At 72.6% G+C, this 23,567-nt stretch carries 23 protein-coding genes and 1 pseudogene; 9 read left to right on the forward strand and 15 right to left on the reverse strand.

Annotated features, from left to right (window positions below; translation table 11 throughout):
- The first annotated feature begins 63 nt into the window (after nt 1–63).
- The 3 genes from ACFXPX_RS22075 (at nt 64) to ACFXPX_RS22085 (ending at nt 4,062) form a co-directional block, all read left to right on the forward strand.
- A complete protein-coding gene (locus ACFXPX_RS22075) occupies nt 64–2,475 on the forward strand; it encodes a ribonucleoside-diphosphate reductase subunit alpha (protein ID WP_375894183.1) in 2,412 nt (803 codons plus the stop codon).
- Entirely contained in the window at nt 2,475–3,491 is a 1,017-nt protein-coding gene (locus tag ACFXPX_RS22080; RefSeq protein ID WP_375894081.1) for a ribonucleotide-diphosphate reductase subunit beta, read from the forward strand. The genes ACFXPX_RS22075 and ACFXPX_RS22080 overlap by 1 nt, the downstream gene beginning before the upstream one ends.
- 97 nt (nt 3,492–3,588) lie before the next feature.
- Nucleotides 3,589–4,062 (forward strand): hypothetical protein, encoded by a 474-nt coding sequence (locus tag ACFXPX_RS22085; RefSeq protein ID WP_380642877.1) that lies wholly within the window; start codon nt 3,589–3,591, stop codon nt 4,060–4,062.
- A gap of 38 nt (nt 4,063–4,100) precedes the next feature.
- Here ACFXPX_RS22085 and ACFXPX_RS22090 read toward each other — a convergent pair whose 3' ends face one another.
- On the reverse strand, nt 4,101–4,319 hold the full coding sequence (locus ACFXPX_RS22090; protein WP_380525150.1) for a DUF397 domain-containing protein: 219 nt from the start codon (nt 4,317–4,319) through the stop codon (nt 4,101–4,103).
- Nucleotides 4,312–5,181 (reverse strand): helix-turn-helix domain-containing protein, encoded by an 870-nt coding sequence (locus ACFXPX_RS22095; RefSeq protein ID WP_380525151.1) that lies wholly within the window; start codon nt 5,179–5,181, stop codon nt 4,312–4,314. The genes ACFXPX_RS22090 and ACFXPX_RS22095 overlap by 8 nt, the downstream gene beginning before the upstream one ends.
- A gap of 226 nt (nt 5,182–5,407) precedes the next feature.
- On the opposite strand from ACFXPX_RS22095, the gene ACFXPX_RS22100 reads away from it, so the two are divergent.
- The 3 genes from ACFXPX_RS22100 to ACFXPX_RS22110 all read left to right on the forward strand — a co-directional run bounded on the left by ACFXPX_RS22100 (nt 5,408) and on the right by ACFXPX_RS22110 (nt 6,501).
- Nucleotides 5,408–5,821, forward strand: coding sequence for an ATP-binding protein (locus ACFXPX_RS22100; RefSeq protein WP_380642879.1), 414 nt, complete (start codon nt 5,408–5,410; stop codon nt 5,819–5,821).
- 29 nt (nt 5,822–5,850) lie between these two features.
- Nucleotides 5,851–6,093, forward strand: a complete 243-nt coding sequence (locus ACFXPX_RS22105) for a hypothetical protein (protein WP_380642881.1) — start codon at nt 5,851–5,853, stop codon at nt 6,091–6,093.
- Nucleotides 6,094–6,279: 186 nt separating this feature from the next.
- Nucleotides 6,280–6,501: a hypothetical protein gene (locus tag ACFXPX_RS22110; protein ID WP_375894095.1), complete on the forward strand. Its 222-nt coding sequence runs from the start codon at nt 6,280–6,282 to the stop codon at nt 6,499–6,501.
- Nucleotides 6,502–6,742: 241 nt separating this feature from the next.
- Here ACFXPX_RS22110 and ACFXPX_RS22115 read toward each other — a convergent pair whose 3' ends face one another.
- From ACFXPX_RS22115 to ACFXPX_RS22125, 3 genes are all read right to left on the reverse strand, one after another.
- Nucleotides 6,743–7,780, reverse strand: coding sequence for a hypothetical protein (locus ACFXPX_RS22115; RefSeq protein ID WP_380525154.1), 1,038 nt, complete (start codon nt 7,778–7,780; stop codon nt 6,743–6,745).
- Nucleotides 7,781–7,956: 176 nt separating this feature from the next.
- Complete coding sequence (locus ACFXPX_RS22120) at nt 7,957–8,901, reverse strand: hypothetical protein (protein ID WP_380642883.1); 945 nt, start codon at nt 8,899–8,901, stop codon at nt 7,957–7,959.
- 315 nt (nt 8,902–9,216) lie between these two features.
- Nucleotides 9,217–10,137 (reverse strand): oxidoreductase, encoded by a 921-nt coding sequence (locus tag ACFXPX_RS22125; protein WP_380642885.1) that lies wholly within the window; start codon nt 10,135–10,137, stop codon nt 9,217–9,219.
- Nucleotides 10,138–10,219: 82 nt separating this feature from the next.
- Between ACFXPX_RS22125 and ACFXPX_RS22130 the strand changes: the two genes are divergently transcribed.
- Both ACFXPX_RS22130 and ACFXPX_RS22135 read left to right on the forward strand, forming a co-directional pair.
- Nucleotides 10,220–10,876 carry a TetR family transcriptional regulator gene (locus ACFXPX_RS22130; RefSeq protein ID WP_380642887.1) on the forward strand — a complete coding sequence of 219 codons (657 nt, stop codon included), beginning with the start codon at nt 10,220–10,222 and terminating at the stop codon, nt 10,874–10,876.
- Between the two features lie 291 nt (nt 10,877–11,167).
- A pseudogene (locus ACFXPX_RS22135) lies at nt 11,168–11,833 on the forward strand (ferritin-like domain-containing protein); the annotation flags it as partial.
- A gap of 72 nt (nt 11,834–11,905) precedes the next feature.
- On the opposite strand, the gene ACFXPX_RS22140 reads toward ACFXPX_RS22135, so the two are convergent.
- The 10 genes from ACFXPX_RS22140 to ACFXPX_RS22185 form a co-directional block, all read right to left on the reverse strand.
- On the reverse strand, nt 11,906–13,126 hold the full coding sequence (locus ACFXPX_RS22140; protein ID WP_380525158.1) for a cytochrome P450: 1,221 nt from the start codon (nt 13,124–13,126) through the stop codon (nt 11,906–11,908).
- A gap of 42 nt (nt 13,127–13,168) precedes the next feature.
- The gene (locus ACFXPX_RS22145) at nt 13,169–13,945 is read right to left on the reverse strand and encodes a tRNA-dependent cyclodipeptide synthase (RefSeq protein ID WP_380642889.1); all 777 of its coding nucleotides are present in this window, start codon (nt 13,943–13,945) and stop codon (nt 13,169–13,171) included.
- Nucleotides 13,946–14,363: 418 nt separating this feature from the next.
- Nucleotides 14,364–15,002: a peptide deformylase gene (gene def, locus ACFXPX_RS22150; protein ID WP_375894116.1), complete on the reverse strand. Its 639-nt coding sequence runs from the start codon at nt 15,000–15,002 to the stop codon at nt 14,364–14,366.
- Nucleotides 15,003–15,054: 52 nt separating this feature from the next.
- Nucleotides 15,055–16,041 carry a tetratricopeptide repeat protein gene (locus ACFXPX_RS22155; protein ID WP_380642891.1) on the reverse strand — a complete coding sequence of 329 codons (987 nt, stop codon included), beginning with the start codon at nt 16,039–16,041 and terminating at the stop codon, nt 15,055–15,057.
- A gap of 366 nt (nt 16,042–16,407) precedes the next feature.
- Nucleotides 16,408–17,847, reverse strand: coding sequence for an HD-GYP domain-containing protein (locus tag ACFXPX_RS22160; RefSeq protein ID WP_380642893.1), 1,440 nt, complete (start codon nt 17,845–17,847; stop codon nt 16,408–16,410).
- Between the two features lie 128 nt (nt 17,848–17,975).
- A complete protein-coding gene (locus tag ACFXPX_RS22165; protein ID WP_380525161.1) occupies nt 17,976–19,409 on the reverse strand; it encodes an HD-GYP domain-containing protein in 1,434 nt (477 codons plus the stop codon).
- Nucleotides 19,410–19,737: 328 nt separating this feature from the next.
- Nucleotides 19,738–20,157, reverse strand: coding sequence for a mycothiol system anti-sigma-R factor (rsrA, locus tag ACFXPX_RS22170; protein ID WP_375894125.1), 420 nt, complete (start codon nt 20,155–20,157; stop codon nt 19,738–19,740).
- A complete protein-coding gene (locus ACFXPX_RS22175) occupies nt 20,154–21,059 on the reverse strand; it encodes a sigma-70 family RNA polymerase sigma factor (RefSeq protein ID WP_375894128.1) in 906 nt (301 codons plus the stop codon). The genes rsrA and ACFXPX_RS22175 overlap by 4 nt, the downstream gene beginning before the upstream one ends.
- A gap of 173 nt (nt 21,060–21,232) precedes the next feature.
- Nucleotides 21,233–21,871 carry an alpha/beta family hydrolase gene (locus ACFXPX_RS22180; RefSeq protein WP_375894131.1) on the reverse strand — a complete coding sequence of 213 codons (639 nt, stop codon included), beginning with the start codon at nt 21,869–21,871 and terminating at the stop codon, nt 21,233–21,235.
- Nucleotides 21,872–21,889: 18 nt separating this feature from the next.
- Nucleotides 21,890–22,642 carry an SOS response-associated peptidase gene (locus tag ACFXPX_RS22185; protein ID WP_375894133.1) on the reverse strand — a complete coding sequence of 251 codons (753 nt, stop codon included), beginning with the start codon at nt 22,640–22,642 and terminating at the stop codon, nt 21,890–21,892.
- A 166-nt stretch (nt 22,643–22,808) separates the two neighbouring features.
- Here ACFXPX_RS22185 and ACFXPX_RS22190 point away from each other — a divergent pair, with 166 nt between their 5' ends.
- Entirely contained in the window at nt 22,809–23,534 is a 726-nt protein-coding gene (locus ACFXPX_RS22190; RefSeq protein ID WP_375894136.1) for a M50 family metallopeptidase, read from the forward strand.
- Nucleotides 23,535–23,567: the final 33 nt, after the last annotated feature.

The following is a 23,567-nucleotide window of genomic DNA, read 5'->3' on the forward strand; positions in this document are numbered from 1 at the left end:
CCGATCACCGCCGCACGATCGCCGCCAGGAGAGAGCGCCTTGACCACCGCTGCCTCAGTCACCCTGCCCGCCCAGGGCTCCGGTACCGCCTTCACCGACCCGACGGTCTCCGACCCCGGCGGTGCTCTCCTGCGGCTGCTCACCGACCGCAGCGCCGACCTCACCGAGGTCGACCCCGGCCATGTCGCCGCCGCCGCGCTGCGCGGCCGCCACGCCGGCTCGGACTTCGCCGAGCTGCGCGGTCTGGCCGTGGACGCCGCCGCGTCGATGATCGCCGAGGACCCCCAGTACTCGAAGCTGGCCGCCCGCCTGCTCGCCCTGGAGATCGTCGACGAGGCGAACAGCCAGGGCTCGACCTCCTTCTCCGCCTCGATCGCCGTCGGCCACGCCGAGGGCCTGATCGGCGACACCACCGCGGCCTTCGTCGCCAAGCACGCCGACGCCCTGAACGCGCTCGTCGACACCAAGGGCGACGACCGCTTCGAGTACTTCGGCCTGCGCACCGTCCAGTCCCGCTACCTGCTGCGCCACCCGATCACCCGCAAGGTGATCGAGACCCCGCAGCACTTCCTGCTCCGCGTCGCCTGCGGCCTGGCGGTCGGCGACTCCGAGCAGTCGGTGCGCGAGGTGTCCGAGCTGTACGGCCTGATGAGCCGCCTGGAGTACCTGACCTCCTCGCCGACGCTCTTCAACTCCGGCACCCGGCACCCGCAGATGTCCAGCTGCTACCTGCTGGACTCGCCGCTGGACAACCTGGACTCGATCTACAACCGCTACGCGCAGATCGCCCGCCTCTCCAAGCACGCCGGCGGCATCGGCCTGTCCTACTCGCGCATCCGCTCGCGCGGCAGCCTGATCCGCGGCACCAACGGCAAGTCCAACGGCATCGTCCCGTTCCTGCGCACCCTCGACTCCTCGGTCGCCGCCGTCAACCAGGGCGGCCGCCGCAAGGGCGCGGCCTGCGTCTACCTGGAGACCTGGCACGCCGACATCGAGGAATTCCTGGAGCTCCGCGACAACACCGGTGAGGAGGCGCGCCGCACGCACAACCTCAACCTGGCCCACTGGATCCCGGACGAGTTCATGCGCCGCGTGAACGCCAACGCCGACTGGTCGCTGTTCTCCCCCGCCGACGTCCCCGAGCTGGTCGACCTGTGGGGCGCCGACTTCGACGAGGCCTACCTCAAGGCCGAGCTGGCCGGCAAGGCCGTCCGCACCATCCCGGCGCAGACCCTCTACGCCCGCATGATGCGCACCCTCGCGCAGACCGGCAACGGCTGGATGACCTTCAAGGACGCCTCCAACCGCGCCGCCAACCAGACCGCGCTGCCCGGCCGCACGGTGCACTCCTCCAACCTGTGCACCGAGATCCTGGAGGTCACGGACGACTCCGAGACCGCCGTCTGCAACCTGGGCTCGGTCAACCTCGGCGCGCACGTGGCCGAGGGCGCGTCCGTCGAGGACCTGCTCGGCGCCATGGACTGGGAGCGCCTCGACGCCACCGTCCGCACCGCCGTGACCTTCCTCGACCGCGTGGTGGACATCAACTTCTACCCGACCACCGAGGCCGGCACCTCCAACTCCCGCTGGCGGCCGGTCGGCCTCGGCGTGATGGGCCTCCAGGACGTCTTCTTCAAGCTGCGGATCGACTTCGACTCCGCCGAGGCCGCCCGGCTGTCCACGCTGATCGCCGAGCGCATCATGCTCACCGCCTACGAGCGCTCCGCCGACCTGGCCGAGCAGCTCGGCCGCCACGAGGCCTACGGCGAAACCCGCGCCGCCCGCGGCGAGCTGCACATCGACCACTTCCCGAGCGCCGCCCCGGAGTGGACCGACCGCTGGACGGCGCTGCGCGCCCGCATCGCCGAGACCGGCCTGCGCAACTCGCTGCTGCTCGCGATCGCCCCGACCGCGACCATCGCCTCCATCGCCGGCGTCTACGAGTGCATCGAGCCGCAGGTGTCCAACCTGTTCAAGCGCGAGACGCTCTCGGGCGAGTTCCTCCAGGTCAACCCGTACCTGGTGCGCGAGCTCAAGGAGCTCGGCGTCTGGGACCAGCAGACCCGCGACGCCCTGCGCGACGCCAACGGCTCCGTCCAGGAGCTCGGTTGGCTGCCGGAGCAGGTCCGGTCGCTGTACCGCACCGCGTGGGAGCTGCCGCAGCGCGCCCTGATCGACCTGGCCGCGGCCCGCATGCCGTACCTGGACCAGAGCCAGTCGCTGAACCTCTTCATGGCGGCGCCGACCATCGGCAAGCTCAGCTCGATGTACGCCTACGCGTGGAAGGTCGGTCTCAAGACCACCTACTACCTGCGCTCGCGCCCCGCGACCCGGATCGCCCAGGCCGCCTCGGGTGCCGCCCGCACCGCCGCTGGTACGCCGGTGCCGGTGAACACCCCGACCCTCACCCCCGAGGAAGAGGCCGCACTGGCCTGCTCCCTGGAGAACCCCGAGTCCTGCGAGGCCTGCCAGTAATGTCCGACGATCGCCAGAAGATGCTGCTCGACCCCGGCTTCGAGCTGACCCTGCGCCCGATGCGCTACCCGTCGTTCTACGACCGGTACCGCGACGCGATCAAGAACACCTGGACCGTCGAGGAGGTGGACCTGCACTCGGACGTCGCCGACCTGGCGAAGCTGAGCGAGGGCGAGCGCCACATGATCGGCCGCCTGGTGGCGTTCTTCGCGACCGGTGACTCGATCGTCGCGAACAACGTGGTGCTGAGCCTCTACAAGCACATCAACTCCCCGGAGGCGCGGCTGTACCTGTCGCGCCAGCTGTTCGAGGAGGCCGTGCACGTCCAGTTCTACCTGACGCTGCTGGACACCTACCTTCCGGACCCGGAGGACCGCAACGCGGCCTTCGCCGCGGTGGAGAACATCCCCTCCATCCACCAGAAGGCCCAGTTCTGCTTCAAGTACATGAACGCGGTCGACCACATCGACTCGCTGCAGACCAAGGAGGACCGGCGGGCCTTCCTGCTCAACCTGATCTGCTTCGCGGCCTGCGTCGAGGGCCTGTTCTTCTACGGCGCCTTCGCGTACGTGTACTGGTTCCGGTCGCGCGGTCTGCTGCACGGCCTGGCCACCGGCACCAACTGGGTGTTCCGCGACGAGTCCATGCACATGGACTTCGCGTTCTCCGTGGTCGACACCGTCCGCGAGGAGGAGCCCGACCTCTTCGACGACGAGATGGCCAAGCAGGTCACCGAGATGCTGGAGGAGGCCGTCGAGGCCGAGCTCCAGTTCGCCCAGGACCTGTGCGGCGACGGCCTGCCCGGCATGAACACCGCCTCGATGCGCGAGTACCTCCAGGCCGTCGCGGACCAGCGCCTCGCACGGCTCGGGATGCCGATCCGGTACGGGTCGACCAACCCGTTCGGCTTCATGGAGCTCCAGAACGTCCAGGAGCTGACCAACTTCTTCGAGCGCCGGGTGTCGGCGTACCAGGTCGCGGTCGAGGGCTCGGTCTCCTTCGACGACGACTTCTAGGTCGAATATCGTTCGGCTTCAACAGCGGGACACAGCGGGGCTGCCGTCACGGCAGCCCCGCTGTTCTCGGTTCCAGGCGTACGGGGGTAGCACAGACATGTCCAAGCTCCAACAACGGGTGATCGACGGCCCGTTCGGACCGATACAGCTCAGCCACGACCGCTGGCCGACCGTCGTGGCCCGGGTGCAGGGGGCGGGGATGCCCACCGTCACCGTGGTGCCCGACCGCGACCACGGCGCGATGAACATCAACGGGAGCAACATCCCGACCACCCGGAAGTCCCGCACCCGCACGGCCGTTCTGGGCGACCGCACCTACGAGTTGAGATCGACCAGCCTCCGCCACGCAGAGCTGCGCCGCAACGGCACCCTCATCGCCCACGCCCACGGCAGCTTCCGGTCGTACGCCCCGGGAAGATCCATCCCCGGCCTCGACGCCAAGGTCACCTGGTCCCAGGGCATCGACCCGACGGATGTCGCGGTCGGCCAGTCCATGGTCCTCGCCTTCGGCGCCGGCGCCCCGGGCATCGTCCTGCGGACCATTTTCTTCTGGACCGACAACCTCACGTGACACACCAGGGGTGCCCCACCCGGGGCACCCCTGTTCTTCTACTCGGCCAAGAACTCCCCGCCCTTGACCCCGGCCACGAACGAAGCCCAGGCATCAGCATCGAACAGCAGACCTGGCCCATCCGGGTCCTTCGAGTCCCGGACCGGCACGCCCCCAACCCCGCCTATGGCTATCTCCACACAGTTGCTCTGCGCACCGGAGAACGACGACTTTCTCCAGCTCAGGTCAGCGGCCGCCCCCTTGGGGATGCTACTCATCGCCGTCCCTTCCTTTCGCAATGCGCTCAATGAACGCAATCGATTCCTTGCGAGGCAGCGACTCCGCCAGAGCCCGCCGGAACAGGTTCGAGTAGTTGAAGACCTCGCCCGGCTCCTCGATGTAGAGCGTGCTGAGGAGACTGTCCACGTACACGACGTCCGTCTCCGTGCTCTCGGGGAAGCTCAGGATGACGAGTGGACCGAACAGCGCCGCATGAACATCCGATTCCTCCGGCAGCACCTGGATGTTGATATTGGGCCGGCCCGCCATGGCGACCAGATAGTCGAGCTGCTCTCCCATCACCGACCGCCCACCGATCTGGTGCTTCAACACGGACTCCGACAGCACAACCCAGAGCCGAAGCGGAGATTCGCGCGTCAGGACCGATCGCCGCTCCAACCGAACCTTCGTCAGCTGCTCAACCTGCTCGACACTGGCATCCTCTATCTGCGCCCGAACGACGGCCCGGGTGTAGTCCTCCGTTTGCAGGAGCCCCGGAACGAGGAAGGTCTCCACGCTGTACGCGTCCGAGGCGTCAGCCTCCAACGAGATGTAGTCCGCGTAGAGCGGCGACAGCGCGTCCGAATATCTGTCCCACCAGCCACGCAGGCGCCCCTCGCGCGACAGTTCCTCCAGTCGACCGCGCACCACATGGTCCGTCACGCCGTAGAGGTCGAGTAGCAGCCTGAGATCCACAAGCCTGATTCCAGACTGCGCGGCCTCAATCCGGCTGATCTTGCTCTCGGCACAGTCCAGTTGTCTGGCCGACTGGACCATCGTCATCCGCGCAGCAACCCGCAACTCCTTGAGCGTTCGAGCGAGCCGTCGCTGTCGAACCGTCGGATTCCTGTTCACGGGCACGCGTTGACCTCCCAGCCGTATGTGCGCTGCCAGTCTGCCGCCCTCTGCTCTGGACAACAATCTTTGATCGGTTCCCAAAGTAGGGACTTGCACTCCAGAAGACATCAGGAGCATGCTACTCAACGTAGTCCTCCAGTAGACACATCGTGATCATGGCGGACTCTCACCGGGCATCCCCATGCCTTCTCCAGCGCTCTCACCTGCACACTCCAGAGGTGGCCCTGCCATGAGCGAACAGACCTGCTGGCTCCCCCGGCACCCCAAGTCCCCCCGCAACGCCCGCCAGGAGCTCCGCTCCTTCCTCCTCCTCCACCCCTCCGCCGAACCCCTGCTCCCCATCGGCGAGTTGCTCCTCAGCGAGCTCGTCACCAACGCGGTCACCCACACCCGCACCCCGCGTGACCGCCTGATCTTCGTCCGCCTCCAGCTCCCCTCCCCCACCACGCTCCGCATCGAGGTGCACGACGCCGACAGCGAGAAGCCCTCGCTCCGGCCCGCCTCCCTCACCTCCGAGTGCGGTCGGGGCCTGCTCCTCGTCCAGGAGTTGGCCTCGGCGTGGGGCTGCTGCCCGCGCCGGGGTGGCATCGGCAAGTTCATCTGGTGCCACATCACCGTGCCCACCGCCGAGGCCGCCGCGTGAAGCCGGTCCGGGCCGGGATCGCGGGGATCATGCTGCCGACCGTGTTCCCCAGCCTCGACCACGCCCTCCCGGTCCTGTGGGACCACGTCCGCCGACACCCCGTCCGCGCCGCCCACCGGGACTTCCTCCGCCTCTGCATCGGCCCGGGCGGCAACAACGGCGTCGCCCACTCCCTCGCCCGCAGCGGCCGCTGGTCCATCACCCTCTACATCGGCGACACCATCGACTGGACCGCCCACCCGCTCACCATCACCACCCGCCACCGCCCCTGAACCCCCGCCCCGGCCCCGGGGGGACGGCCCGGGCGGGGGGCCGCGCCCGCGTGCCCGGGGGGGGGCCCGCGCCCGGAACGGAGCCGGCCGCCCGCCCGCCCACCACCCCCCCCCCCCCCCGCCCCGCAACCCCCGCCCCGCCCGGGCGTACCCGCGGGGCCGGGGCGACCGAACCGCTTTCCCGTCATGGAAAACGGCACCGAGAACTACGACCCAAGCATCCTCCGACACACGCAGGCCGCCATCCGCGCGGCCGACTTCGACATCGACCTGGACCTGTGGCGGGCTCCCGACGACGACAGCCTGGTGACCGTCGCCGCTGGCTGCCAGCACGCCCCCGCCAAGGACGGCCCGGTCAAGCCGATGCCGAAGCCCGAACACCCTTGCCACAAGCCGAAGGTGGCCTGAGCGGCGTACGCTGCCGAGCGACCGACAGGAGGCACCACGAATGGAAGAGTGGATCGATCCCCGGTACGCAGAGCTGGTTGCCTGCTACCGCAGGCAACAGGCAACGCCCGAGGGACCCACCTACGGCCCGCCCACCGATGACGTGCCGCTCCGCGGCTTCGTCCTGGAGCCGATGCCTCAGCAGTAGGGACAGCCTGCACAGGAAGTCGGCCCCGCCGACTTCCTGTGCAGCACGTGCGGCCTACTCCTCCCACCACTCCTCCACGCAGAACCGGGCCTCGCTGAGCATGGTGTCCCCGGCCCTGACAGCTCGGACGTACATGTTGGTGCCGTCCGGCCCCTGGTCTCCGGCACAGGTGAGGCGCAGGCCCGCGCCCCGATCCTCGATGTGGCGGATGATGTCCGCGTCGACATCGGCGACCGGCCTGCCGATCAGCGGGATGCCCTCGAACTCGATCTGCGGTCCGGTCAGCCCGTGCACGGTCACGGCGCCCAACACTGGGACGTCTGCCCAGTACCCGTAGTGGGCGGTCACCCCCGTTTCCTCGAAGACGTCCTCGTGCAAGCGCCATTGCCCGGCCTCGGGCGGGACCGAGGGCCAGGACCGGGGATAGGCCCCTTCGCGGGCTGCCGGCGCCGCGCCGCCCAGTGCGGCCGCCACCTGCGACGGGCTCATACCGAACCGGAGCGGACCGACGCTCTCCATCGGCGTCCAACCCCAGCGGGGCCGCTCCCGCCCCGAAGTCGACAGCCACGCCCCGGCTTTCGCCCCCACCTTCCGAACGCCGCGCCATCGGACGACCGGCTCGGACCCGTACGGATCCGTTGCCAGCTCGGGCCCAACCAGCAGGGCGGTGGTGATCGCCCGGTTCCTCCGTTCGTTATGGCCCTCCGCCGCCCGCCCCCACTCCTGGTCCGCCCCCATCGAGACGCCCCATCCGGCCACCTCCGGGTCACCACCACGGTTGACCCCGACCGACCGCCCTTCCTGACGGGCGACTTCGAGGAGGTCCACGCGAGCCTCGGACGGGACGCGGGCGATCAGCTCGACGCCCCGCAGCCGCACCAGCGGACCGGACAGGGCATCGATCGCCACCGCGACCAACCGCGACCCCGGCCCGTAGAACACGGTCACGCCCTCGTCACGGTACTCCTGCCAGGGCGCGCTTCCGCCCCTGTCCCACGCGGGGTCGGGGACCACCTGGTCCAGGGCCGACTCGACTTCCTCACGACTCATCCCGAACCGCAGCGGCCCGACCCCCACCAGCGGGTCGAGCACCCACCGGGCCCGCTCCGCCTCCGCTTTCCGCTTCCACCAGATCACCACGCCACACCCTCGCTGGACCCACCCTCCGACGGCGGAGCCGAGTCCCCCACCAGCGCCGCCCTGCCCCCTGCATAGGAAGTCGGCCGGGCCGACTTCCCGTGCACCACGCCACACCGCACCGCACCGGGTCAGCCGTGGTCGTCCCAGTCCTCCGCATGGAACCGGGCACCGCTCACCACGGTGTCCCCGGCCCTGGTGGCGCGCACGGACATGCCGGAGCCGTCCGGCCCGAGGTCTCCGTCGCAGCCGATGAGCAGCGTCCCGTCCTGGCTCTCGACGTACCGGGTGAGGGCCGCATCGACCTCGGAGACCGTCCGGCCGATCAGCGGCAGGCCCTCGAACTCCAGCTGCGGCCCGGTACGGCCGTTCACGGTCACGGCCGCCAGGGTGGGAAACCCCTGCTGGTACCAGTAGTGCGCGGTCACTCCGGCCCGGTCGAACTGGTCCTCCGACAGGATCCACTGCCGGGCCCCGTAGTGCCGCATCGACTGGTAGCCCCACCCCCGCCGAGCGGCCGGCGTCTCACCGCCCAGCGCGGCCGCCACCTGCCTCGGGCTCATCCCGAACCGCAGCGGGCCGACCCGCTCCAGCGGCGTCCAGTCCCAGCGGGGCCGGTCCTGGTCGGACGTCACCGGCCAGGAGCCGGAGTTCGCCTCCAGCCTGCGGACGTCGCGCCAGGCGAGCACCGGTTCGGCCCCGTACGGGTCCTCGGCCAGCTCAGGGCCGACGAGCAGGGCACCGGTCAGCATCGCGTCCCGCCGCTCCAGGTACCCGTCGGGCGACGTGCCCCACTCCTGATCGGCGCCCATGGACACGCCCCAGGCCGCGACCTCCGGATCGCCGCTCCAGTTCACCCCGACCGGAACGCCCTCCCGGCCGGCGAGGGCGTGGACCTCGGCACGGACCTCGGACGGCACCCGGGCGATCAGCTCCACCTCTCGCAGCCGCACCAGTGGTCCGGTGTTCGCGTCGACCGCCACCGCCGCCAGCCGCTCGTCCGGCCCGTAGATCGCGGTCACGCCCGTACCGTGGTGGTACCCCTGCCAGCACACCCGGTCCTGGGTGCTCTGCACCGGGGAAGGGTGTTCCGCAAGGACGTCCCTGACCTCGTCGGGGCTCATCCCGAACCGCAGCGGCCCGACCCCCGCCAGCGGATCGAGCACCCACCGGGCCCGCTCCTCCTCCGCTTTCCGCTCCCACCAGCCCACCAGGACACACCCCCGCACGATCGCTCCGCCCGACCCCGGCGAACCTGCCGATGATCTTGCCGGGCACGCTAGACCCACCCTCCGACAGCGGAGCCGAATCCCCCACCAGCGCAGGAAGTCGGCCGGCCCGACTTCCTGCGCGCCGCCCGACTCGCCCCCGCAGGGCGAAAAATTGCTCCGTCAGAGCGCGAAGCGGACGTCCGTCAGCCGCTCCGAGAGCTCCCAGAGCCGCCGCGCCGCCTCGGCGTCGGTCGCCCTCGGGGCGAGCCGCACGACCTTCGGGGCGCCGCGCAGCTCCCCCATCCCGCCCGGGCCGATGAACTGCCCGCCGAGGGCGTCCGGGGCGGTGGCGGCGAAGAGTTGGGGCAGCGCGCCCCGGTCCGGGGTCTGGGCGAGCGGGCGCAGGAGGCGGCCGAAGAGCAGCTTCACCGGGCCGACCGAGCCCGCCTGGATGCCGGTGGCCGCGTACCCGGGGTGGGCGAGCAGGCTGCGGACCGGGCTGTCTGCGGTGGTGAGACGCCGGTGGAGCTCCCGACCGAAGACGGCGTTGGCCAGTTTCGACTGGTTGTAGCGCCCCATCGGCGAGTACCCGCGCTCGCCGGTGAGGTCGTCGAAGTGGAACCGCCCCTGCCGGTGGTTGGCCGAACTCACGGTGACCACCCGGGGGTCGGTCCCGCCGGCCAGCAGGTCGAGCAGCAGGCCGGTGAGCGCGAAGTGTCCGAGGTGGTTGGCCGCGAACTGGAGCTCGTGCCCCTGCGCGCTGAGCGTGCGCGGCGGGGCCAGCACACCCGCGTTGTTCACGAGGACGTCCGGGCGGAGGCCGTCGGAGCGCAGCCGCCGGGCGAAGGCGCGGACGGAGTCGAGGTCGGCCAGGTCGAGGCGCCGCACCTCCACGGACGCCCCCGGCCGCTCGGCGGTGAGCTCCGCGACCGCGCGCCGTCCCTTGGCCTCGTCGCGGACGGCGAGGACGACCCGGCCGCCCCGGTGGGCGAGGGCGCGGGCGGTCGCCAGCCCGAGGCCGCTGCTGGCACCCGTGACGACGAAGAGTCGCCCCGTCTGGTCCGGGATCCGGTCGGCGTTCCATGCTTGAGGCTTCGTCATGCGACACACGCTGCCGCTCATGTCACCAAGTGTCAAGTGCGACTCCATGCGCCAGAAACGGCCCCGCGTGTAGCATCACGGGATGACCACCCTCCCCGCCCCGAGCCTGGCCGAGCGCAAGCGCCGGCTCGTCTCCGACGAACTGACCAGGGCCGCACTGGGCCTGTTCGCCGAGCACGGGTTCGACGCGGTCACGGTCGACGAGATCGCCGCCGCCACCGGCATGTCCAAGCGGACGTTCTTCCGCTACTTCGCCTCCAAGGAGGACGTGGTCGTCCGCTTCCTCGCGGAGCTGGGCGACGGCATGCGCGCCGAACTCGCCGCGCGGCCCGCCGGGGAGAGCCCCTCCACCGCCCTGCGGCACACCGTCTGGGCCGCCGTCGACGCGTGCGCCGGCCACTCCGAGCAGACCCTGCGCGTGGTCCGGCTGATCCTCGGCACACCCGCGCTGCGCGCCCGCCTCCTGGAGCACCAGTCGCAGTGGCGGGAGGAGCTGGCCGCCGAACTCGCCGACCGGCTGGGAGTGGACGCCGCGGCCGGACTCCGCCCCCGGATGGCCGCGGGAATGGCCCTGACCGCCTTCGACGTCGTGCTCCAGTGCTGGAGCGCGAGCGGCGGAACGGCGGACCCGGCCGCCCTGACCGACCAGGCCTTCACCGCCATCGCCCCGGCCCTCGACGCCACACCCGTCAACGAGGCAGCCCTCGACGCCACATCCGTCCGAGCCGCCCCGCGCTAGCCATCGCCGCGCGCCGCCCGTCCGACTGAACTCCCGGGCCGCACCGGCATCACCCGCACACGCACGACCCGACCCCCGCTACGGTCCGGCGCACAGCCGAACGAAAGGGGTCCCCCGTGACGACCGGAGTCCTCGACTACGAGAGCGACGCGATCACCCAGCTCATGAGCATGGCGGAGGAGGACTGGGCCGAGCAGGAGCTCAAGGAGGCCCTCCAGCGGGCGATCATGCTGGAGGTGTCGACCATCCCGCTGTACTCCACCGCCCTGTGGCGGGCTCTCCCGCGACTCGGCCGGACTCTTCGCCGCCATCGAGAAGCCCGAGAACCCGCTCGCCTACGCCGCCGACGGCAACACGATCGGCGCCTTCTACCAGCGCATCGCCAACGTCTTCCCCACGTACGCCCACCTGCTCACCGGGCAGCGCCAGGTGACGTTCTCGCTCGGCACCAACCGCGGCATCGTCGCGATGAACACCATCGACGACGTGCTCACGGCGATCCACGTCATCCAGACCCAGGGCGAGGGCACCACCGCCTCCCCGGAGGACCCGTTCCCCAGTGCCCCGGGCGAACTCGCCCACTACTACGCCTTCCAGGAGATCGCCGTCGGCCGGAAGCTCGTCCAGAACCCCACGACGAAGACGTGGGAGTTCGCCGGCGCCGACGTCCCGCTGCCGGACACCTTCCCGGTCGCCCGGGTCCCCAAGGGCGGCTGGCCCCGCCAGGGCGACCCCAACTCGCCCGACGGGCCCACCGCCGGGCTGCTGGACACCTTCAACCAGCACGACAGCGCCATGCTGCACGCCCTCGAACGCGCCTGGGGCGGCGACCCGTCCCAGCTCGGCACCGCGATCGGCCTGATGGGCCAACTGCGCGACACCGCCCAGCAGATCGTCGACGTCGAGCTCCCGGCCGACCCCCGCTTCACCTACGGCCCGGAGTGGCTCCTGGTGTGACCGAACGGCGCAGGGGCCGATACCGACGGGACCGGTACGGACGGGTCCGTACCGGCCCCGAAGGCCCTCGGCTCACCACACCACCGGCAGCCGCTCCGGCAGCCGCTTGATGAACCCCGGCCGCCAGGCCAGCTGGTCGGCGGGAACGGCGAGCCGCAGGCCCGGGAGCCGTTCGACGAGCGCGGTGAGGGCGATCTCGGCGTGGGTGCGGCCGAGCGCCGAGGCCGGGCAGAAGTGCCGGCCCGCGCCGAAGGCGAGGTGCGGGTTGCTCGGCCGGTCGAAGTCGATCCGCTCCGGGTCCGGGAAGACCGCCGGGTCGTAGTTGGCGCCCTCGACCAGGACGAGCACGAGTTCGCCCTCCTTCACCAGCACCCCGCCCACCGGGACGTCCGCGAGCGCGAGCCGCGGCAGGGCGTCGCCGATCGACAGGTTCACCCGCAGCAACTCGTCCACCGCGCGCCCGATCAGCGCCGGCTCCCGCCGGAGCCGGTCGGCGAGTTCGGGCCGCTCGCACAGGTAGACGACCGCGTTCAGCAGGAACGCCGAGGTCGACACCGCGCCCGCGCCGAACAGCGACAGCGCGACGGTGGCGAGCAGTTCGTCGCCGACCCGGTCCGCGACGTCCGGGGAACGGCGCAGCGCGGCGAACCGGCCGAGCAGGCCGTCCACCGGTTCCGGATCGGCGTTCAACCGCCCGAGCACGTGGCCGAGGTCCTTGTACCAGTTGGGGGCCGCACCGGCGAAGGGCACCGGGCTGGTGAGGAAGGCGAGGTCGACACCGGCCATCAGCCGCCGCCCGTCCTCGGCCGGGATGCCGAGCAGTCGGCAGTGCAGTGCGGCGGAGTAGGGGTCGGCGAAGCCGTCGCGGAGTTCGCCGGGGGCGCCCTGGGCGGTGAGTACGTCGATCAGCCGGTGGGCCTCGGCCTGGAGCCAGCCGTCGAGGGCGCGGTCGGCCCGTGGGGAGAGGGTCCTCATGACGGCGTCGCGCAGTCCGGCGCTGTTGATGCTGCCCATGTTGTCGACCACCTCGGGCGGGATGGTCAGCGCGTACTGGCGGGGGACGCCGGGGTTGGCGGTGTCCTTGAGGCTGAACCGCTCGTCCTCCAGGACCTGCTTGGCCAGCGCGTAGCTGCTGACCAGCCAGGCCGGATCGCCGGTCAGGGTACGGACCCTGGCGATCGGGGTCTCCTCCCTCAGCCGGTTCGCCTCGGCGGGCAGGACGTCGCCCCGGCGGGAGAGCGGGAAGGCGATGTCGGTGGTCGGCGGGTGGTTCACGGTCACGGTCGTGCTCACGGGCGTTGCTCCTCGGGGAAGTTCGGCGGTCCGGACGGTCGACTACGCGGGCACAGCGGCTTCTACGGCCTCGACGACGGAGGACGCGGCAGCCGGCCGGATCACCGCGTACGCCTGGCCCGCCGCGGCGCGCAGACCTTCGTCCCGGCCGAACAGGACGGGCGTGAGCGGGAGTTGCAGGTGGTAGCAGCTGACCGAGGAGCCCACCCCCAGCAGCGCCGGGGTGTCCAGGAAGAACGGCAGTTCGGCGGCGATGTACCGCAGACCGGCGGCGAGTTGGGGTTCGCTGGGGGCGAGGCCCTCGTCCAGCCGGGCGGCCAGGAAGCCGCGGGCCATGCCCTCGGCGGCCGCCCGGAACTCCGGGTCGGTCCGCAGGGCGTCGACGGCCCGCCGGTGCAGCCGCTGGTAGGCGCGGTCGCCGGTGAAGGAGGAGAGGGCGTGCACCCGGACGTCCGGGGCGTCCCGGACGTCGCCCCGCGGGCCGGCCTCCTCGACGCCCCGCTCGATCCGGCGGGCGGTGGCCTTGACCTCCTTGCGGGCCCGGCGCTCGGCCTGCTCGGGGGCGTAGCCGAAGGTCTCGAACTGGGTGCCGACGAGCAGGTCGGCGTAGACGATGTCGATCCGCTCGAAGAACTCCCGCCCCCACCGGACGAGTTCGGTGATCCGCCGGGCGCTGAAATAGCTGTTGCCGGAACTGACGCCGATGAGCAGGTGCTCGCCGCGCCGCCAGATCTCCTGGCAGCGGCGGGAATACGGAAGTGCCTCGTACCCGCCCGACGGAATCACCGTCGGGCGCTCGTCCCGGAGGGCGTCGCGCATGCCTTGCCTCCACATCACAGCAGTGGTCACGGACTGGTCGTTCATGGGGATGTGGGGGAATTCGCAGAGGTGCACGGCGGGTGGGGGGGAGTTCACCCGGAGTGCCGTGTGCACCTGGTGGGGCTGCGGCGCCCTGAAACTACCGCTGCCGCGCGGGAGCTCCGCAAGTCCCGTACGGGGGTTGGCGAAATGTGATCACCGAGCGGCCGGAATCCATGTGAACCGCCACCCGGGAAACGTGTTCACGAAGATTTCCCCGACGACTGCCGAATACCGCCCGGACGGCTCCTCGGGCCAGTGTGAAATCCTCCAACATCCCTCGGGAAAAGGGAATGCGTTTCGGAAGATACGCCCCCCGGAAACGCCGAAGGCCGGTGCGGGAGATCCGCACCGGCCTTCGCCGACTACCGCTCAGCCGTTACTCGTTCGGCACCGTCGCGTACTTCGCGGTGCCCTCGGCCATCTGCTTGAGGGCGTCCTTGCGGTCCCGCTTCGACAGCTTGTCGATGTAGAGGGTGCCGTACAGGTGGTCGGTCTCGTGCAGCAGGCAGCGGGCGAAGAAGCCGGTGCCCTCGACGCGGATCGGGGTGCCGTCCTTGTCGACGCCGGTCACGGCCGCGTAGTCCGGGCGCGGCAGCTCGGCGTAGGCGGTCGGGACGGAGAGGCAGCCCTCGTTGCTGTCGTCGAGCACGCGGCGCCGGTCGGCCGGGTACTCCTCCAGCTTGGGGTTGATCACGTGGCCGATGTGGCGCACGCCGTCGTCGTCCGGGCAGTCGTAGACGAAGACCTTGAGGTCGACGCCGATCTGGTTGGCGGCCAGGCCGACGCCCTCGGCGGCGTACATCGACTGGAACATGTCGTCGATCAGCGCGGAGAGTTCGGCGTCGAACGCGGTGACGTCCTTGACCTCGCGGTGCAGCACGGGATTGCCGACCACGGTGATCGGGCGCGCGGTGCCCTTGGTGAGGTCGGGCTCCTCACCGATCACCTTCGCGGGGGCCTCGGGCGCCGCCCCCTCCACGTCGTGCTCGTGCTGGTGGTCGTGCTGCTCCGCCATTGTCTTCCGCTCCCATAGGTCTACGCGTACCTCACCAGGGTACTCAGCGGGATCAGCAGACCTCTTCGAGATCCCGGTAGGCCCTGGTCGAGGGGGCGGCCGCGACCCAGCGGTCGAGCAGGGAGCGGACCAGGTGGGCCGGGGCGGCGAGCCCGCACTCGCGCTCGACCAGCCAGGACATCCCGGCCGCGCCGCCCTGGCTGAGGTGGCTGAGGTGCCCGGGGTGGGCGGCGTCGCCGTCGTCGTGGGGGTCGTGGTGGGCGACGATCCCGTCGTCGGCGGCCATCCGGCTCTCCGAGCAGGCGCGGCACAGCAGCCGCACCGAGGAGGTCCAGTCCTCGGCGGCGTAGCCGGCGTCGGCGACCAGCCGTTCCAGCGCGTCCCGGTCGCCGGCGGTGGCGGCCTGCAGCAGCACCACGTAGGTCGGCACCGGGGAGGGCGCCCACAGCTCGATCTCGTCGAAGACGGGGTAGGCGACGCCGTCGGTGACCCGTTCGCCGTGCGGGGCGCCGTCGTGCAGCACGACCTCGCCCCAGCGGCGGCCGGAGGAGGGCAGCGGGATGGACAGCACCTCGATCCGGGCGGGGTCGAGGCGCCGGCCCCACACCACCTCGGACTCGCCGTCGGGGGACAGCCGCACCGGGGTGGTGCCCAGCTCCAGGCTGACCGGGCCGTCCCCGCCGGGGCCGCCGGGCAGCTTGAGCCCGTAGGCCTGCCAGGCGCGGCGGGCGAGCGGCCAGTCCTGGAGGGCGGTGGCGGTGATGCCGAGGTTCCACCAGTCGGGGGCGCCCTGCTCGCGGTCGAGCAGGGCGACGGCGCGCAGGCCGGCCGAGCGGGCCTGCTCCCAGTCGCGGCGGAACTTGTGCAGCAGGGCGAGGTTGAACCAGGAGTCGGACAGCCAGGGCTCCAGGTCGGCGGCCATCACCAGCAGGGCGCCGGCGTCCTCGTAGCGGCCGTCGCCGATCAGCGTGAAGGCCCGGTCGGTCGTCTGCCGCCAGGCGGCGGACGGCCGGTGCCGTGCCCGGTGGAAGATCCTCACGTTCGTCCCTGCCGTCGTCGTCCGCTCAAGTCCCTTGCCGCCGGGCCCGTCCCGTCCTCGACGGGGCCCGGGTCCCGGTGCTCCGGGTCGGTGTTCCACGCTACGACCGCATCCAACCACGCCCGCCCCCGCCCGCGCTCCCCACCGCCGAGGTTGGGGCCGCCCCTCCCCAGCCTGCCCGTCGGAGCGCACCTCCTCAACCCCGGACGGGCGCCGCCCGGCCGCGCCCCGACCGCACCGCCGCGCCCCGGCGGGCGGGCGGGCCCCCGGGCGGGCGCCACCACACCCCTCGCGAGGACGGCGCTCTCGGCGGCCGACCCTCAGCCCCGACCCTGCCCACCGACCCCCGCCCCCGGCAGCCGGCCCTCAGCCCCGCCCCTGCCCGCCGACCCGGGCGAGGGCGTCCACCACCCGGGCGTCGTAGACCCGCCCGCGCCCCAGCCGCAGCACCTCCAGCGCCTCCAGCCGCCCCACCGCCTCGCCCAGGCCCCGCCCCCGGGCGGCGGTGAGCAGGTCGTCGTGGGCGTTGGCGACGCGGATGATCCGGGCGGCGAGCGGCACCGGGCCCTCACCGCCCACCGGCCCGGGGCAGGGGTCGGCCAGTCGGGCGACCTGCTCGGCGACCTGCCGGGGCACCCCGGTGCGGCTGATCACCTCGCTGCCGAGCCGGGCGATGCGCTGCTGCTCGACGGCGGGCAGCAGCGCGGTGGCGCCGTCCGGCACCGGTTCGACCAGGGAGAGTTGCCCGACGTCGTGCATCAGCGCCGCGTACTCCAGCAGGGCGAGCTCACGGGTGCCCAGCCCCAGCTCGCGGCCGAGCGCGCACGCCGTGTCCGCGACCCGGCGCGCGTGCCCGTGCGGGGTGTACCCGGCGACCTCGGTGGCCCGGGCCAGGCTGGCGATGGTCTGCCCGGTGGTGGCCCGCACCGCGGCCGCCCGCCGGAAGGAGACCTGGGCGAGCAGCAACGGGGTGCAGAACAGCGGCAGCGCCCACAGCCCGACCTCGCCGGCCGCGAGGCTGACCAGCATCCCGGTGGCGACGATCGCCGAACCGATCCCGAACAGCGAGCGCAGTTCGTCCTCCAGCGCGGCCGGGAAGCGCGGCCCGCCGGCCCCGGGCCCGTCCTCGGGCTCCCGCCCGCGGGCCGCCGCCGGGGCGCACGCCCCGTCGCGCCGTGGCCGGTCGCCGACGGCTCCCTGGGCGGCGCCGGGCAGGTGCCCCCGGCTGCGCCCGGCCCGCCCTCCGGTCGAACGGCGGGCGGGCGAGGACGGGCCCGAGGAGCGCAGCAGCGCCGCGAGCGTCGCGTCGCAGAGCGCGGCGAGCGCGGCGACGGCGGTCAGGAAGGCCCCGTAGGCGGGGCCCTCGGGGGAGAAGCGGTCGACCAGGCCGCCGTTGTAGAGCGGCTGGAACACGGCGGCGGCGAAGCCGACCGCGAGCAGCCGGCGGGCCGCGCTGTCCCGCCGGGCCGGGTCCGCCCAGGGCGGCCGCCGGTGCGGGCGCCCCGGCCGGTGCGGCAGGGCGAGCCCGGGCAGCCAGCCCAGCAGCAGGCCGACCCCGGTCACCGCGACGACCTGGAGGGTGCCGTGCGCGGTCGGCACCCCGCGCAGCGGCCCGAGCAGGGCGTACGCCAGCGCGCCGGCCGCACCGATGGGCGCCTGCTCACGGTCACCCGGAAGGGTGATCCGGACGCATTCGCCGAGCGCGATCAGCGCGGTGAACGCCAGCGCGACCCTCGGCTCGGCGATCCCCCGCACCGCCACCGCGCCGAACGCCGGCACCACCAAGACGGCGGCGGCCGCGTGCACACCCCGCGCGGTGCGCCCACGCCCCGAACCGGCCCCGTGCCCGCTCCTGTGCCCCGAACCGGCCCCGACCCCGTGCCCCGCACCGCCCCCGCCCTCGGCCCGGCCCCCGCCCCCGGCCGCGCGCCCGGTCACGGCTGCCCGGCCGCGGGGCGGACCCCGCCCTGGGCGGGCACCCGTCCGGGCGCGGCCCGCACCGGCTCGGGCACCCCGAGCGGGATGTCCGGGACGGCCCGTACGCAGTCCTCGGAGTGCACCACCGGCTGCCAGTCGTGCACGGCCAGCGCGTCGATCAGCGCCCGCACCATCACCGGGTCGAACTGGCTGCCGGAGCAGCGCTCCAGTTCGGTCACCGCCTCGGCGACGGGGCGGCCGCGCCGGTAGGAGCGGGTGGAGGTCATCGAGTCGAAGGCGTCGGCGACGGAGATGATCCGGGCGAACTCGGGGATCTGCTCGCCGGCCAGTCCGCTCGGGTAGCCGCGCCCGTCCATCCGCTCGTGGTGGTGCAGGATCCCGGCGTGCGCCTCACCGAGGAAGTCGATCCCGCGCACCAGCTCGTACCCGTACACCGGGTGGACCTCCACGGCGCGGCGTTCGTCCTCGTCGAGGGGACCGTTTCTGCGCAGCAGCTCGGTGGCCACGCCGAGCTTGCCGACGTCGTGCAGGATCCCGGCGAAGCGCAGGGTGCGCAGCCGCTCGGGCTCCATGCCGAGCTGATCGGCGATCAGCACCGAGGCGCGGCCGACCCGTTCGCTGTGCCCCCGGGTGTAGGCGTCCTTGATCTCCACCGCCTGCACCAGCGACTGCACGGTGGCCTGGTGGGCGTCCCGTTCGCGCTGGCCCTGGGCGAAGACCCAGGCCGAGATGGACAGCGGCAGCAGGGCCAGCAGGGCGGCGAACGCCCCGTACGGGCCCTGCCAGAGCACCGCGACCATCAGTCCGCCGGCCGCGTGCACCAGCACCGGCAGCCCGCACACCGCGCAGGCCCCGCGGAGCACCTCGGTGACCGGCCGGCTCTCGCTGAGCACCACCATCACCCCCACCACCAGCCCGTTGACCAGGCAGAACGCGCCGACGGCGGCGAAGCCGGGCAGCAGTGCGGCGGGGAAGCGGGAGCCGAGCAGCAGCTGCGGGCCGTGCAGCAGGTGGAAGGCGACCGAGGAGGCGAAGGCGCACAGCGCGAGCTGCGAGCCGTTGAACAGCTGGCGGCCTCGGCAGCCGGGGCCGGTGGGGCCGCCGAGCAGGGCGGCGGGGGCGGCGACCAGCGCGGCGGCGGCCGGCGGGAGCATCAGCACCCCGGCGAACAGCACCGGGAAGAAGGCGTTCGCCCCGGGGCGGGCGGGGACCCGTCCGGCGGGCGCGGGGCGGCGCAGCAGCCGGCGCAGCAGGAGCGAGCAGGGGGTGGGCAGGCCCTGGGCGAGCGACTCCCAGCAGCCGTGCAGGAAGCCGAGCAGTCCGATCTTGGGCCAGTCCGCCGGGTGTCCGAGCCAGCGCGGCACCCCGGGCGTGACGGTCTCGGGCAGCAGCGGCAGCAGGCAGCACAGGGCCGCCACCGGGACGGCCACCAGGTAGCGCGCAGCCCCCCGCGGCAGGGTCGCGCCTCCACTGTCGGTAGCGATCTCGGCCTCCCCGCGTCCGGGCCCTGTTGCCTCAGCGCGCCGGGCTGACCGGCGGTGAGCGTCCGTCAGGAGGATAGGCCGCCGTCCGGGCGTGGGGACGCATGATCGCGCAATGGCGCAGTTGGCGCACCGCCAACTCACTCGAACGAGTGAGGGCGCATGCGAGCAGAACGGGAGCGGCCCCCGGGGCGCAGTCTCCCGGGGGCGCGGGAATCCCAGCCCGAACCGCTCGGCACCGCCCTCGCCGGCGGGCCGTACGGGCCGCTGCGCCGGACTACTCGGCCGGCGCTCCGGCCTCGACCGGCGCACCGGGGCGCACGCCCGGCGCGTCACCCGCGTCCTCGCGCGCCTGCACCGGTCTGGGCGCCGGACGGGCCGCCTCGACGTGCACCTCGACGGTCGTCTCCACGGCGACCACCACCGGCTCACCCGAGCGCTGCCCGGCCCGGATCGAGTCGATCCTGGCCAGGACCTTGCTGCGCAGGTCCGTCGGGGTGTCGTCGCAGCCGCAGGAACGCTTGATCAGCGCCTTGATCGCCTGCTCCAGCCCGTACTGCTTCAAGCAGGGCGAGCACTCCTCGAAGTGCACGCGCAGCTTGGCGCAGTCGCCCTCGGCCATCTCGTTGTCGAGGAATTCATAGAGGTGGTCGAGGACCTCGCCACACTCGGTTTCGTGCGGATCGCCGCAGCTCATGAGCCCGAGCCCTTCGCTTCCTGCCCTGCCCCGCTGCCGGCCGGGACCAGCCCGCGCTCACGGGCGTAATCCTCCAGCATGCCGCGCAGCTGCCGGCGGCCGCGGTGCAGCCGGGACATCACCGTACCGATGGGAGTACCCATGATGTCCGCGATCTCCTTGTACGCAAAGCCTTCTACGTCCGCGAGATACACGGCGATCCGGAATTCCTCCGGGATCGCCTGGAGCGCGTCCTTCACGTCGCTGTCGGGCAGGTGGTCGAGCGCCTGGGTCTCGGCCGAGCGCAGACCGGTCGACATGTGCGACTCGGCCCTGGCCAGCTGCCAGTCCTCGATCTCCTCCGCCGCGGTGCGCTGGGGCTCCCGCTGCTTCTTGCGGTACGAGTTGATGAACGTGTTGGTGAGGATGCGGTACAGCCAGGCCTTGAGGTTGGTGCCCTCACGGAACTGGTGGAAGGACGCGTACGCCTTGGCGAACGCCTCCTGGAGCAGGTCCTCCGCATCCGCGGGGTTGCGCGTCATGCGCAGCGCCGCCGAGTACATCGGGTCGAGGTAGCCCAGGGCGTCGCGCTCGAAGCGCTCCCGCCGGGCCTCCTCGGACTCCTCCGCCGACACCCGGAAGGTGTCCTCACCGATCGCCTCGGCCAGCTCCTCACCGGTGAGCGCCTCGCCCGCAGGCAGGGCCTCGTCCGGGCCACGGCCCGGATCGGCCTCGTGCTCGGTCCCGACGACCGGACCCACCTCCTCGGCATGACGGGCACGGCCCACTGCGGGCCGCCCAGAAATGGAGGATATCGGGCTGACGGGCTTCTCGCCCGCGTCGAGCCAGTCCGACCAGGAGGGGGCGAACGCCGCGGCGGCCTCGCGCTCCTCCGGCCGTTCGGGGCACGCGATCGAACCCATCTGCCCTACCTCTCACCGGTGACTCATGCTGACGGACACGACAACCACACCGGCCCCGCCCGCATTCCCGCCCGCACCCGCCGTTCACTCGCACGAGTGAGCGAGCGGAAACACCCTGCTCACGGCCCCTCACGGCCCCTCACACGGGCACCGGAGCCACAGCGGCACCGGCGTCACAGCAGCCCCAGCACCCAGTCCCCCACCGCCGAGCAGATCAGCTCCAGCACCTCGTCCTGCCCCACCGACGCCCGCTTCGGCACCTCGAACCCGTGGTTCCCGTACGGCAGCGCCACCAGCTCGTGCCCCGCCGGCAGCTCCGGGAACTCCGCCGGCCCGCCGAACGGGTCCGCCGCACCCTGCACCACCAGCGTCGGCAGCCCCGACCCCAGCAGCTCCTCGGCACGGCTCTTCTCCGGCTTCCCCGGCGGGTGCAGCGGGAACGCCAGCGCCACCACCCCCACCGCACCGCTCGCCGCCCCCGTCCGACAGGCCACCCGCGCCCCCGCGCTGCGCCCGCCGACCACCAGCGGCAGCCCGGCCCCGGCCAGCCGCTCCGCGACCGGCAGCCAGCCCACGTCCAGCGTCCTCGGCGCCGGGCCCAGCTTCTTCCCCGCCACCCGCCACGGCTGCTCCACCAGCGCCACCGTGATCCCCCGCTCCGGCAGCCGCCCGGCCAGCGCCACCAGGTCCCGGGCGCCGGTCCCGCCGCCCGCCCCGTGGCCCAGCGCCAGCACCGCCCTCGGCGCGGCCGCCCGGTGGTAGGTGATCCGGGCGTCCCCGGCCCCGGTGGTGACGAGTTCGGAGGTGGTCATCCCGGCAGCTCCCAAGTCTCAGAACAGTGTGGTCTCGTACTCGACCTCGGTCCACGGCTCCTTGAGCTCCGGACCGTTGTTGCGGATGTTCCCGACCGCCGGCGACACCGGCGTGGCCAGCAGCGCCCCCGGCGGCGGGGGTATCAGCAGCCGGCGCACCTCCTCCGGGTCGCCCAGCCCCGGGTCCAGCCACTGCCCCCAGTCCCGCCGGTCCAGGAACAGCGGCATCCGCTCGTGGATCGGCGCCAGCGACTCCTCGGCGTCCGTGGTCACGATCGTGAAGGTCACCAGCCAGGCCTCCGGGTGCCCCGGCGGCACCGCCCGGTTGCGCCAGAACTCGTACAGCCCCGCCAGCGCCAGCGGGGCGCCGTCCGCCCGGGACACGAAGAACGGCTTCTTGCGCGCCTTGCCCCGCTCCCCCGGCACCGTCTGCCACTCGTAGTAGCCGTCCACCGGCAGGATGCACCGGCGCGAGGCGAAGGCCTGCCGGTAGGCCGGCTTCTCGTGCACCGTGTCCGAGCGCGCGTTGATCATCTTCACCGCCGTCTCGGCGGAGTTCGACCACTGCGGCACCAGCCCCCAGCGCAGCGCCCGCAACTGCCGCACCGGCCGCGCCGCCCCCTTGGCCAACCGCTCCAGCACCACGTACGCGCTGTTGGTCGGCGCCACGTTCCAGTTCGGGTCCAGGGACTCCTCCGGGTCCCAGAACTCCACGTCGAACAGCTCGACGACGTCCTCCGGCTTGCTGCTGGCTGCGAAGCGACCGCACATGCGGGCCAGCCAACCACACCGCGCCCGCTCAGCACTTCCTCATCCACGGAGCAGAACCGCCCGCTCCCCTCCGCCCGTCCCCGCATGGGAGGCTGCCCCGAACGGCCCAACCCGGCCCGAACGGCGAATCACGACACAGCACAGCGAACGGAGGCGCAGCCCGCCGATGAACCCGAACAACCAGAACCTCGGCGAACTGTGGGACCGGGTCACCGGCACCCAGGCCGCCCCGCCCGGCTGGCTCGTCCTCGCGACCGGCTGCGCCGCCCTGCTCGCCGTCCTCGCCCGCCCGCTCTGGCACGTCACCCGCAACGCCGTCACCATCGCCCACGAGGGCGGCCACGGCCTCGCCGCGCTCGCCACCGGCCGCAAGCTCGCCGGCATCCGGCTGCACTCCGACACCTCCGGCCTCACCCTCTCCTACGGCCGCCCCACCGGCCCCGGCATGGTCCTCACCGCCGCCGCCGGCTACACCGCCCCCGCCCTGCTCGGCCTCGGCTGCGCCGCCCTGCTCGCCGCCGACCGGATCACCCTGCTGCTCTGGCTCGCCATCGCCCTGCTGCTGGCCCTGCTCCTGCGGATCCGCAACGCCTTCGGCCTGTTCACCGTGCTCGTCGCCGGCGGCGCCTTCTTCCTGGTGTCCTGGTTCGGCAGCGCCCAGGTCCAGGCCGGCTTCGCCTACCTCGGCTGCTGGTTCCTGCTGTTCGGGGCGGTCCGCCCGGTCCTGGAACTCCAGCACCAGCGCCGCACCGGCTGGGCCCGCGACTCCGACGCCGACCAGCTCGCCCGGCTCACCCACGTCCCGGCCCTGGCCTGGGTCACCGTCTTCCTGCTCACCGCCCTCGCCTGCCTCGCCCTCGGCGCCACCTGGCTGCTGCAACCCCTCCACTAGATCACCGCCGTCCCGCCATCCGGCCGCAGCGGG

Source organism: Kitasatospora sp. NPDC059146 (assembly GCF_042786665.1).
Classification (GTDB): Bacteria; Actinomycetota; Actinomycetes; order Streptomycetales; family Streptomycetaceae; genus Kitasatospora.